The sequence below is a fragment of the Virgibacillus carmonensis genome, from assembly GCF_057836705.1.
Genome location: NZ_JBYQFJ010000011.1, coordinates 65638 through 77782, shown reverse-complemented (window position 1 = coordinate 77782; position 12145 = coordinate 65638). Strand labels below are relative to the sequence as shown.

The 12145-nt window shown below is 36.7% G+C and carries 13 protein-coding genes, 1 pseudogene and 1 other annotated feature; of the genes and pseudogenes, 2 read left to right on the top strand and 12 right to left on the bottom strand.

Going from position 1 to position 12145, the window contains the following annotated elements:
* Positions 1-226 precede the first annotated feature (226 nt).
* From AC3G7N_RS10955 to AC3G7N_RS10935, 5 genes are all read right to left on the bottom strand, one after another.
* The gene (locus AC3G7N_RS10955) at positions 227-1645 is read right to left on the bottom strand and encodes an MDR family MFS transporter (protein ID WP_489422190.1); all 1419 of its coding nucleotides are present in this window, start codon (positions 1643-1645) and stop codon (positions 227-229) included.
* A gap of 207 nt (positions 1646-1852) precedes the next feature.
* Entirely contained in the window at positions 1853-2596 is a 744-nt protein-coding gene (locus AC3G7N_RS10950) for an SDR family oxidoreductase (RefSeq protein WP_489422189.1), read from the bottom strand.
* Positions 2597-2710: 114 nt separating this feature from the next.
* Entirely contained in the window at positions 2711-3283 is a 573-nt protein-coding gene (locus AC3G7N_RS10945) for a DUF6241 domain-containing protein (RefSeq protein ID WP_489422188.1), read from the bottom strand.
* Between the two features lie 143 nt (positions 3284-3426).
* A complete protein-coding gene (locus AC3G7N_RS10940) occupies positions 3427-4650 on the bottom strand; it encodes an MFS transporter (RefSeq protein WP_489422187.1) in 1224 nt (407 codons plus the stop codon).
* Between the two features lie 68 nt (positions 4651-4718).
* Positions 4719-4974, bottom strand: a binding site (T-box leader).
* 122 nt (positions 4975-5096) lie between these two features.
* Positions 5097-5411 carry a cytochrome P450 gene (locus tag AC3G7N_RS10935; protein WP_489422186.1) on the bottom strand — a complete coding sequence of 105 codons (315 nt, stop codon included), beginning with the start codon at positions 5409-5411 and terminating at the stop codon, positions 5097-5099.
* A 35-nt stretch (positions 5412-5446) separates the two neighbouring features.
* On the opposite strand from AC3G7N_RS10935, the pseudogene AC3G7N_RS10930 reads away from it, so the two are divergent.
* Positions 5447-5584: pseudogene (locus AC3G7N_RS10930) on the top strand (cytochrome P450); the annotation flags it as partial.
* Here AC3G7N_RS10930 and AC3G7N_RS10925 read toward each other — a convergent pair.
* Positions 5585-5761 carry a hypothetical protein gene (locus AC3G7N_RS10925; RefSeq protein WP_489422185.1) on the bottom strand — a complete coding sequence of 59 codons (177 nt, stop codon included), beginning with the start codon at positions 5759-5761 and terminating at the stop codon, positions 5585-5587. It lies immediately after the preceding pseudogene.
* A gap of 264 nt (positions 5762-6025) precedes the next feature.
* Here AC3G7N_RS10925 and AC3G7N_RS10920 point away from each other — a divergent pair, with 264 nt between their 5' ends.
* Positions 6026-6802, top strand: a complete 777-nt coding sequence (locus tag AC3G7N_RS10920) for a class I SAM-dependent methyltransferase (RefSeq protein WP_489422184.1) — start codon at positions 6026-6028, stop codon at positions 6800-6802.
* A gap of 190 nt (positions 6803-6992) precedes the next feature.
* Here the strand turns inward: AC3G7N_RS10920 and AC3G7N_RS10915 are convergent, their stop codons facing one another.
* The 6 genes from AC3G7N_RS10915 to AC3G7N_RS10890 form a co-directional block, all read right to left on the bottom strand.
* Positions 6993-7976, bottom strand: a complete 984-nt coding sequence (locus AC3G7N_RS10915) for a Gfo/Idh/MocA family protein (protein WP_489422183.1) — start codon at positions 7974-7976, stop codon at positions 6993-6995.
* Between the two features lie 30 nt (positions 7977-8006).
* Positions 8007-8627, bottom strand: a complete 621-nt coding sequence (gene hxlA, locus AC3G7N_RS10910; RefSeq protein WP_489422182.1) for a 3-hexulose-6-phosphate synthase — start codon at positions 8625-8627, stop codon at positions 8007-8009.
* A 17-nt stretch (positions 8628-8644) separates the two neighbouring features.
* Positions 8645-9595 carry a sugar kinase gene (locus tag AC3G7N_RS10905; RefSeq protein ID WP_489422181.1) on the bottom strand — a complete coding sequence of 317 codons (951 nt, stop codon included), beginning with the start codon at positions 9593-9595 and terminating at the stop codon, positions 8645-8647.
* Positions 9592-10278, bottom strand: coding sequence for a ribose-5-phosphate isomerase RpiA (gene rpiA, locus AC3G7N_RS10900; protein WP_489422180.1), 687 nt, complete (start codon positions 10276-10278; stop codon positions 9592-9594). Before rpiA ends, AC3G7N_RS10905 begins: the two co-directional genes overlap by 4 nt.
* 80 nt (positions 10279-10358) lie before the next feature.
* Positions 10359-11645 carry a TRAP transporter large permease gene (locus tag AC3G7N_RS10895; RefSeq protein WP_489422179.1) on the bottom strand — a complete coding sequence of 429 codons (1287 nt, stop codon included), beginning with the start codon at positions 11643-11645 and terminating at the stop codon, positions 10359-10361.
* Positions 11645-12130, bottom strand: coding sequence for a TRAP transporter small permease (locus AC3G7N_RS10890; protein ID WP_489422178.1), 486 nt, complete (start codon positions 12128-12130; stop codon positions 11645-11647). The genes AC3G7N_RS10895 and AC3G7N_RS10890 overlap by 1 nt, the downstream gene beginning before the upstream one ends.
* Positions 12131-12145: the final 15 nt, after the last annotated feature.

Genomic DNA, 12145 nt, shown 5'->3' with positions numbered 1-12145 from the left:
CAGGGCGCCTTGAAAGACACGACAAGCATAAGCAGAGCGGTGCAGTGTGGATGAGTTTCCTCGCACGGAAGCGAACTGCTTATGTCTCGCGTGTCTAGGCGCTGGAGCTAGACAGATAAACGCCAAAACTTATACTTTCCTTGCTTATTATAAAAGGCATGCCACCGTCGGCATGCCTTCATCATCTAAAAAACGAGCTCAACTTTAAGCTCGCTTTTTAATTACGTTATTTAATATCTGCTATTCCTGGCCGAGAGCTTTTAATAAAGAAGGATATCACTAAACCAATGATGGCAAAGATTCCAGCAACGACAAACGATACATTGACACCATGAACAAGTCCATTGATACCTTGATCAGGTAGTTTATTGTTTGTCATGACCGTTACAAGTAAAGCCGTTCCAACTGCGCCTGCTACTTGACGCATTGTATTGTTCATAGCTGTTCCATGTGGAATTAAATCGTTTGGTAGCTGGTTCAATCCTGCAGTTGTTACTGGCATCATGACCATCGCAACCCCGAGCATCCTTACTGCGTTAACCACCGTTAAATACATAAATGTTGTCTCAGCTGAAAGATTAGTAAACATAAATGTTGTAACGGTTATGATAGCTAACCCGATAATTGCCAACCATCTAGCACCAAATTTATCAAATAATCTTCCTGTAACAGGATTCATAATTCCCATTAAGAGTGCACCAGGCAATAACATTAATCCTGATTCCAATGCAGTAAAACCTAGCATGTTTTGCATGAGTAACGGTAAAATAACTGATGCTCCGATCATAGCAATAAATACCACCATACCAAGAATTGTTGTTAAGGTGAATATCTTATTTTTAAACACCTTAAACTCCAGTATTGGTTCTTCTAGTTTTAACTGTCTTAATATAAACCATGTAAGGGCAACCGCACCAATAATCATAGAGATGATGACCTGAGCACTAGCCCATCCACTACTACCAGCCGTACTAAATCCATATAACAATCCACCAAATCCTAAGGAAGATAAGATAATGGATAATATATCAAGTTTTGGAAAGGTTTGTTTTGTAACGTTTTTAAGAATGAAGTAAGCAATAATAATGTCGATGATAATGATTGGTAATATTACATAGAATAAGCTTCTCCACGGGAAGTGTTCCACCAAATAACCGGATAATGTTGGTCCTATCGCTGGAGCAAAAGAAATAACTAATCCAAACATCCCCATTGCTGTTCCCCGTTTTTCAATAGGAAAAATGAGAAATAGTATCGTTTGCATTAGTGGCATAATAATACCTGCTCCGGCAGCTTGAAGGACTCTTCCTATCATCAGGATAGTGAAATTCGGTGCAATCGCACAAATTATTGTACCTAATGCAAAAACACCCATCGCTGTAAGGAATAATCCCCTTGTAGTAAAACGTCCAATTAAAAATGCCGTGATGGGGATCATGATACCATTAACAAGCATAAAAATGGATTGTAACCATTGGGCTACGTTCGCACTCAAATTTAAATCACTCATAATGTGTGGCAAGGCTGTCGCTAAAAGTGTCTGATTCAAAATAGCTACAAATGCCCCTGAAATTAATACAATCATAATTGGCCATTTATTAAATCCAGAATCACCTGGTTGCGGTGGAGTTTGATTCTCAACCATATATGTTTTTCCTTCTTTCTTTAATTTTAAAATATAATTTAACTATCAACGTCCTATTTGAAACGTACAAGAGGACATTTTACCATAATAGCTAAAGGACTAAAAGGAAATGGATTTGTTTAGCTGAAAAAAGTAAGCTGTCCTCCCTTAACCTTACAAGGGAGGACAGCTTACTGATTCGGTTCAAAAAAAGTTAATTGTTATGGATTATCCTTGATTTGTAGGGCGAACAATTATTTCATTCACATCCACATTGGCTGGCTGATTTACTGCATAGAATACAGCCTCTGCAATATCTTCACTGTTAAGTGGCTTCATAGAACCCTGACGCTTTTTCAAGTTTGACAGTACTTCTTCATCTGTAATTGTTTCCGTTAATTCTGTTTGAACCGCACCTGGTGAAATAGATGTCGTGCGTACATCGCTCTCTGCTACTTCTTTTCCAAGTCCTTCCATAATAATACGAGCGGCAAACTTGGTTCCGGAGTATACGGCACTAGAAGGCATTATTTCATGTCCAGCAACCGAGGATGTTGTCAAGATATGTCCCGCGTTTCTTTCCAACATGTGTGGAAGAACTGCAGCCACGCCATATAGGACACCTTTGATATTCACATCGACCATTTTGTCCCACTCATCCACCTTGGTATTTTTCATAAAGGACAACGGCATTAGTCCAGCGTTATTAAATAATACATCTATCTGTCCGAATTCTTTTATCGCAAAATCAGCAAGATCCTGCATTTGTTCTCGTGAAGTGACGTCTGTTTTTTTAATAGCTACGCCACCTTTTCCACCGCTTATCTTACCTTTTATTTCTTCAAGTCGTTCTTCTCTACGTGCAGCAAGAACGATATTAGCACCTTCATTAGCAAACTTTTCTGCTGTTGCTTCACCAATACCACTGCTTGCACCAGTAATAATTATAGTCTTTCCAGTCATGTTACCCATTATTATATATCACTCCATTAATTTTTATGATATATAAGTTTTCCCTACAGTACTGTTTTCAAACATAAGACCTTATAGGGAAATAATTCACTTTCTTTGCCACCTATTCCTTTGTTAGTCGGCATTATTATTTATGTACGTTTGCTCTTCCCCCGCACTTAAAATACCTGTTGCTCTACCAACTGTACCTCCCTGCAGGTCCCAGATTGCATTGTGGTCATCATCTATACTTGAAAAGTTGCCTTCTTTCCACTTCTTCAATATTTTACTATAAGCACTTCCGTGATCCAGTTCCACTTTGTCTATCCCGTCTAACAACCACTGAATTCGATTTGGATGAATCTCATAGAATCCCCATTTTTTACTAGCTTCAACTTTTTGATGAGACATTCCATGAATATATTCCTGGTAAACGTAGTCGCCTAGTTCATTCAGCTTTCTTTCTTCACCAAAAGGGTTCAAATCTTGCTCTTTAAACGTTGCCAAATCTTCTTCTGTTATAGTTCCTTCTATATCTTTTCTTTTTTCTTGCAGTACATCTTCTGTTACCTCTTTTTCTTTTGCCTCTGATGCTTCTAAAGTATTATTCACATTTTCACTGGAATTTGATAACCAACTATAGGTGCCCCATGCAACTAATCCTAGTAGTACTAACGCGCAAGAAGCGATAATAAAAGCTTTTTTCATTTAAAGTCCTCCCCGACATATTACTCTCCTTCTATCATGTATATTGCTTTGATCTCTATTTAAATGAGTTGAAGGAATTTTTAAATAGCAGTAACATATTTTTACGCCTTATATTATATTTCTAGCATAAGGCAAAAATCCCTTTAATTTATTCGATAAAATCTTGCTTTTGATGGGAGAACATTACATACAAACAAAAGCAAAGCAGTGAAAAACATGATTAATGTGCCAAAAATTACGGTAAATTGAATGGAAACCAAATGTGCCATTCCCCCTAATATAATGGTAGATATGACAACCAAAGCTGCTTCAATTAGTCCATAAATACTACCAACGCGCCCCATCATCTCAACTGGTATATTAGTTTGATAAAACGTATAAAACCCCGTGTTTGCAAATGCTAAAGCAAAGGAAAGAATAAAGAATCCGATAGCCGCTCCTAGAAAGTCAGTGGAAAATGCATAAATGATGTAACCTACAGACAGAAAAAAAGACCCGCCTCCGATTAAGATTGATAGTGTTAATTTTTTCACTAAAAATGTATTAACAATTGCTCCCACTACAATTCCAGCACCAGCAATACTAACTAGAAAACCATATCTTCCATCAGATAGAAACAAAACTTCTTTTGAAAATGCCGCTTCTAATGAATCAATAGCAGCAGTCATCACCATCACACAGCTAAACAAGAAATATATGACCATAATGTATACATGCTGTTGACTAAAGTCCTTGACTAACTTCAAGTCTTTTTTCAGAAGAGTGAAAGATAGTTTTTCTTGATTAGAATCAGCAACATGGGTTTTTTCCAAATTTGGCATGAACAACGTTACCATTCCCGATAAAATAAGAGCAATTGCATTTATATAGATGGCAAATACTGGTGTACCTATAATAAACAAAATACCCGCGATCGCTGGCCCAATCAAAAATCCCCCTGAATCGACTAAACTTCGAAGTGCGTTAAACCGTTTTCGTTGGTCTTTTGGTATTAATTTTGTGATATAGGTCATTGAAGTCGGTTCAAACATCGCACTTCCCATGTTAATAATAAAAACAAGAGAATAAATCACCCAAAGTGATGAAAGCGATGGCAAGATAGCAATAACTATTGCTCTTGATAAATCTAAATATACCATCAGATTTCGTTTGTTCAAACGATCTATCAGGCTACCAGACCAACTATTTGTAGCAATGGCAGCTAACGGTTTGATTATATATAAGGCAGCTACGGCAAGCGGTGATCCAGTCATACCAAGCACAATTAAATTTAAAGCAATTAAATAAATCCAGCCTCCAACATTTGCTAGACCAATTCCAAATAACAAAATGGATGGGTACTTCCACGAAGCTACTAATTTACTCATACGCAATTTATTTCCTCCTCATTTTTATCAAATTTAGAAATAAAAAAACTCGCCTCCAAGACTTTAGTCTTGAGGACGAGTTGTTGCGCGCCGTGGTACCACCCCAGTTTAATAATATGTCACCATATTATCCTTTTCAGGTACGGCATGACCTTCATACATATACCTTAGCCCTATAACAGGAGCTCCTGTCACACCATCACCAAATATGGATCCAATGTGCTGCTCAGAGGCTTGCTTCCAACCATCATCCTTACTCCTTTTCACCAACTGGAGCTCTCTTTAAAGGATTGCCGATTGTACTCTTCTCTTCTTAGCATTTGTATTTGGTTATGACCTTTTAACGTTAGAAAATAGATTACCAAATCCTTAGCGGGATGTAAAGGTGTTTTTTTGGAATAACGGATAAATCACTTTTATTACTATGCCACACCTTATTCTGATCCTTATAAGGATAATGGTAGTTCTCTTACCCCTCGAACAATCATACCTGTTCTCCATTCAAGATCCTTCTTATCGGCATTCAATTTAGCATTCGGATGGCGTTCAATAAAACTGTTGATTGCAATCTCACCTTCCAAGCGTGCAAGGGGGGCACCTAGACAAGCGTGTATACCTTTTCCAAATGCTAAATGTTTACTTTTTTGCCGGGTAATGTCGAAAACTTCGGGGTCGTTAAATTGATTTGGGTCATGATTTGCTGAATTCAGGACAACAATTACTAAATCACCCTTACTTATCGATTTCCCTTTAAATTCCAAGTCTTCTCCCGCCTGAAGAAGCACTTCGTTACAATGGAGTTGTATCACTTTTAATTATTGCTGGACACGAAACAACTGTTAATCTAATTGGCAATAGTGTAATGGCTTTGTTGGAGCATCCGGAGCAGCTGGACTTGCTAAAAAGCAAAACAGAATTAATCAATACTGCAATTTTATAACTCTTGTTCTGTTAGTTGATCCCCTTGTTCTTCAGAAATTATTAGCTTGCTAATTAAGTCTTCTCTGGGTTCTTCCCGAACAGTCACAAATCTTTTTCCAAGATATTGAACGAAATCATTCATATGTTGATTGATATCTTGTGCATATTCACCATTTGATCCTTCAATCATCGAATTAGATCATAGGCTAAACTTATCACGATCCGCTGTTGGAATTCCAAGCATCTCACAGATAACGATGATTGGAAGAGGAAAGGCAAACTCATCAATGAGATTCATCCTATCCTTTCCCAAAGTCACCTGATCATTTCGACCTGTGTCTTTGTCATTTATATGGCATGTGTTAGATAGTTTTTGCTTATACTAGTTGATTGAAAACTTGTATTGTTCTTATGGGAAGGTTTGGTATAGGATTTGATTAGAGGGGATGATTTCATGACGATTAACTTTCATGACCAAACCAATAAGCAAAGCTATACAACACGGAAAGCAGATGCCAGTTGGCTAGCATTAATGGAGAAAACAATTGACACCCAAACCGCTAAGCATGCATTAGATATTGGATGTGGTGGCGGAATCTACACTAAAGCTTTAGCAGATTTGGGAATCCCCGCAGTAACCGGCGTGGATTTTTCAGAAACAATGATAGATGGAGCAAAAATGAATTGTAGCGACTATAAACAGATTAATTTTCAGCTTGGAAATGCTCTTGACACGGGATTGCCTAGTAAAAAGTATGATGTGATTTTAGAACGGGCGCTGATTCATCATTTAAGTGATTTGAAATCTTGTTTTAAGGAAGCTTTTCGTTTGTTAAAGCCTGGTGGTGCTTTGGTCTTACAGGATCGTACTCCTTCCGATTGTTTACTTGAAGGAACTAGCAACCATATTAGAGGATATATTTTCTCCACGTTCCCTCAGTTAGTGGACGTAGAGATTAAAAGACGACACAATAGTGATGCTGTTTTGCAAGAATTAAAAGCAGCTAGATTTACCGATTTAAAGGAAGCAAAACTATGGGAAACAAGAAGGACTTATTCTTCTAAAGAGGAATTACTAAACGATATTCGCTCAAGGACTGGTCGCTCGATTTTACATGAATTAAATGATCATGAATTAGAGCAATTTATCGCGTTTTTGGATGGTAAACTTTTTGAAAAGGAAATTGTAGAAAAAGATCGTTGGACGTTTTGGAAGGCGACTAAATTATAAGGGTTTGATCAATATTATTTATCAGCTTGTCCTAATCTGAGGTATTACGCATTGCACAAAAATTTGAAATCAAGCTCCTACCATAAAAATACACACTGAAATAAAACATAATGCAGTTTTGGCCTGCATTATGTTTTATTTCAGTGTAACAAGTGGAAAATCCCTCTCTACATTTCCAACCATTATGTAATCACCTCTCACACTTGAAGAAAATGCCGTTTTGCTTTCTTGCCGCTTCAGTAATAGAGAGTACGTTAAAACTTAAATCTTTTAACTTTCTATATTCTTGATCATTATTTGTTTTTATAATTTTTATAAAATTCCCAATTTCGAACACCATATCAAGATCCCAATCTTTTGTTTTAAGTGAAACTTTTTCTTTTGACGATGTTTTGATTAATCTTAGATCATTAATAGTTCCCGCATTTTCAAATTGCAGTGTGCCTTCTTCACCATGAATTTCACAAGAATTATAAGAGTTAGATATTTTCGAACAAATAATGGTAGAAGTGAAATTGGTATACGTTAAGACTAGTGTGCCATTTCCGTCTACACCACTTCCTAAGATAACTGGATGATAAGCTATTTCTTGTGGCTTTCCAAATAAAGTGACAGCTATATAAATCGGATAGACCCCTAAATCTACTAAGGCTCCACCCGAAAAATCTGCCGAAAAAATGTTGGTTGTTTCTCCTTGCAAATACTGATCATAGCGAGATGAATACTTGGAACGGTGTAACATCATGCTACGAACTTGACCGATTTCTCCTACTCCCTCCTTTAACCTCTGAAAATTAGGCGAGTGTATGTTTCGCACCGCTTCAAATAGCTTAACGTTATTTTCTTCAGCTATTTTGTGTGCTTTACTCAATTCTTTCGTATTAGAAAAAATAGGTTTTTCACATATGACATGTTTTTTATGCTTTAAAAATAAGGTAACCTGTTCAAAATGAAGGGAATTAGGAGATGCAATATAGACGCATTCGACTTCTTTGTTTTTTGCTACTTGTTCTAACTCTGTAAAAGCATTGGTCGCACCATGAACCTTTGCAAACTCTTTTGCTTTATCTTCAGAACGTGAATAGACAGCAGAGAGTACAAAATTATTCGTTTCCTTTGCGGCCTCAATAAACGAGGCCGTAATCCAACTCGTTCCAATTGTAGCGAAGTTCACATAGCCCACTCCTTAATTTCGAATTCTTGATTAAAACTTTATCACTTCTTTCATTCTTGCGGCAGTTTTATTAGGATTTGCATTCTTAGTGATTGCACTACCAATAATTACTATGTCCGGTTTCTCCTCAACTATTTCAGGTAATGATTCTAAATTGATACCACCAGCAACTGCAACCTCAAATTCAAGATCTTCAACTAATGAGAAGAGTTCTGTGTTAAATGAACCCTCTTTTTGCTTATCTTTCCCAACGTGAAGAGTTACAAGGTCAACACCCAGTGCACGAAGTTCCTCCATTCGCTTTTTACTAGATACTTCCAATAAATCTACCATTACCCTTTTGTTATAGTGTTTTGCTATTTCCATTGTGTCTTTAATGGTCAAATCAGATGAGAATGCCATGACAGTAGTAATGTCTGCCCCCGCTTCGAATGCTTGTTTCGCTTCGTGCCCACCAGCATCACATGTTTTCATGTCAGTAACAATAATTTTATTAGGAAATAACTTTCTTATTTCCCTGACCATCGCCATCCCATACTCCTTAATTACACCTGTTCCTACTTCAATAATATCAATATCTTTTTCTGTTTCTTTAACGACTTGCAAACATTCTTCTCTAGTTAAACGGTCTAAAGCAAGCTGTAACTTCATGTTTACATCTCCTTCTTCTATCTATCTATTCTTTCTATTTCTCCTAATTGCATTTGCACATCTTCTAAATAAGGCAGACCTTCATTATCCCCTGCTACACTTACGACCATTGATCCAATTGTATTAGCGAACTCAAGGGTTTTCTTCAACGGCCAATCATGTAAAATACCGTAAATCACACCGGCATCAAATCCATCACCAGCACCCACTGTATCCACTACTTTTCTTGGCTTGACGGGGGGAGTTTCGATTAATTCGTTATTAAAATAGCCGACTGATCCCTTTTCGCCTTGCTTAACAGCAATATAAGAAATTCCTAGTTCCTTAGATTTCTCAATGATTTCTGTCGGATCGCTTACCCCTAAAATAATATCCATTTCTTCATCTCCAGCAAGTAAAATATCTACGTTCGGAAGAATGGTTGATAAAGCTATTTTCGCTTCTTCTTTGCTCCATAACTTTAAGCGAATGTTCGGATCAAATGAGATTTTCAATCCATGCTTTTTTGCTAGTGAAATAGATTTTTCAATAATTGGTATATTTTTCGGATCAATTGCTGGAAATATCCCTGTTATGTGCAATATTTTAGCTTCCTGAAAATAAAGTTCATCCAAATCATCCGGTGTCATAGTCAATGTAGGTGATTTTTCGCGATAATAAAATGTTCGAACACTGCCATCTCCCATTATTTCTTTAAAATTCAATGAAGTTGGGTAACCATCCATCAATTTCACTTGAGAAATATCAATTCCTTCTCCACGAACAAAATTTCGAATAAACTTTCCAAACTCATCATTCCCTAACCTACTAATCCACCCAGATTTCAATCCTAGACGTGCACATCCAATTGCGAAGTTTAATTCAGCTCCACCTATTCTTTTTTCAAATGCATTGACAAAGCGCATTGGCCCAGTGGATACGGGATTGAAAGCAATCATTGCATCTCCAATCGTAATTACATCATTCATGATAATTCCTCCTTGGAGTAGTCTATAACATCTACTATCTGGTCTCTACCAATAATTACCTTATCCGTCATTTCAACAAACAAGCCAGTTTCAACTACTCCCACTAATAACTTCAATCTTTCATGAAGTCTTTTTGGATCTAAAATTCTATCAAACTTACAATCGAGTATATAGTTTCCATTATCTGATCTAAATACGTGATGATCCTTTTTTCTTATTTTAGTCGTACATCCTAATTGCGAGATTTTTTTTGCGGTAACTTCCCATCCAAATGGTACTACCTCAACTGGTAAAGGGTAGTTTCCTAGCCCAGAAACCATTTTTGATTGATCCGCAATAATAATTAATTGATTTGCAAAGGAGTCAATTATTTTTTCTCTAACGAGTGATCCCCCACCGCCCTTGATAAGGTTAAACTGTGTATCAATTTCATCTGCACCATCAATAGCTACATCAATTTTTTCAATTTCAGCGAACGATTTTAAAGGAATTCCAAATTCGTTAGCCCATTTTTCCGTTTTACGGGAGGAAGGTACCCCATATATATCTAATCCTCTTTTAATACGCTCGCTCAACTTTTTGACCATCCAATATACAGTAGTCCCTGACCCCAATCCAACGATCATACCATCCTTAATAAATTCCACTGATTTTTCTCCAGTAATCTTTTTTTGATAATCCATTAAATTCCCACCTTACTATTTCGTTAAAACCAACAAATGGCCCCCAGTAAACTGGAGCCACCTGTGTTATTTTTTAAGTTCTAAAATAATCCCGGATTAATCATTTTTGGAATATAGAAAGCTATATCTGGGAAAAAGGCTATAAAGAGTAACACGACGATAACAATAGCAATATACGGCAGTACTGCTATGAGAGACCTTTCAATTGATAAGTCTCCTATTTTCGCCGCAAGTAATAAACACAGCCCATATGGTGGTGTAATAAGACCTACCGCCAGTGTAATAACTATAATTAATCCTAAATGAACTGGGTCAATACCAAACTGAAGTGCTGTTGGCAAAATAACGGGTACGAACAGAATCATTGCTGGAATAGCATCCATAAATGTTCCAATAAATAGGAAGAACCCAATAATTATTAATATGAATATCCATCTAGCATCAATGTTATTACTGAAAAACTCTTGCGCTACTGTCCCTAGTCGATAATAACTCATCAATTCACCTAATGCACTTGCCGCTGCTAACGCGAAAAGAGATAAAGAACTAAGCGCTAGGGTATCAACTAATATCTTAGGTAAATCACGTAACTTTAACGTTCTATAAATAAACATACTGATAAGCAATGTATATAACGAAGCTACTGCCGCTGCTTCAGTTGCCGTAAAAAACCCCGTAATAATACCTCCGATTATAATTACAGGAGTTAACAGTGCGGGAATTGTTTGAATTAATAGCTTAAAAAACTTACCAGCTGCTACACGATCATATCTAGGGTATTTCCTTTTTATAGCCAAGATGTAAATAAAAATCATCATAGACAATCCAATTAATATACCTGGTACAATTCCACCAAGAAATAATGCTCCAACTGAAACATTTGTTAATCCAGCAAAAATAATCATTGGAATACTAGGAGGAATAACTACTCCTACCGTTGACGAAGCGGCTGTAACCGCAACAGCTGTTTCTTTGTCATACCCTTTTTCTTTCATACTAGGAATGAGAATTTTACCCACTCCTGCTGTATCCGCCTGTGACGCCCCTGATACACCTGCAAACATCATTGATACTAATATATTAGCATGAGCTAATCCACCTCTAATTGGACCTACTATTGCTAGTGAAAGGTCTATTAGTTTTATAGAAATTTTACCAGAGTTCATCAAGTTTGCTGCTAAAATGAACAAAGGAACCGCAAGTAATACAAATGAATCTAATCCATTGAGCATCTTCATAGGAACAGTTAATTCAGGAATATATGGTATATTAAAAATTCCTAGTAGCGCTACTATACCAATTACAAAAGCAATGGGTATCCCTATTAGCATTAGCACAATAAATAAGCCTAACAATATGAAACCCATTACTCCTGCACCTCCTTACCTCTTAATAACTTTATATGATTCACTAAATGGGATAAAGAATAAATCACCATTGTACCACCCATGATAGGGATCGAAATCCAAACATATCCCATTTTCATTTCTGGTAATGCGACCCAATTATAATCCCAAAAATTCTGGACAACTTGTATACCATAATAAAAAATGGCTATGTTAAAAGAAATGAGAACAATATCATTAAAAATTCCCAGTGAGATTCTTGCTTTTGGTTTTAGCTTTTTTTGGAATAAATCAAAATTAAAATGTTCTCTTCTATTCACCATTACAGAGGCACCCATGAAAACTGCCCAAATAAATGAATAGTTCGCTACTTCCACAGTCCAAATAGCTGGAATCCCCAAATGTCTTGTTGCGATCTGTATCATAATGACAATAAAAAATATCGATAAAAATATAACGCCTGCTGTCAACTGCACTTTTTCAAGCGCTCGTACAAAACGATTCATTGTATAGCCTCCTAA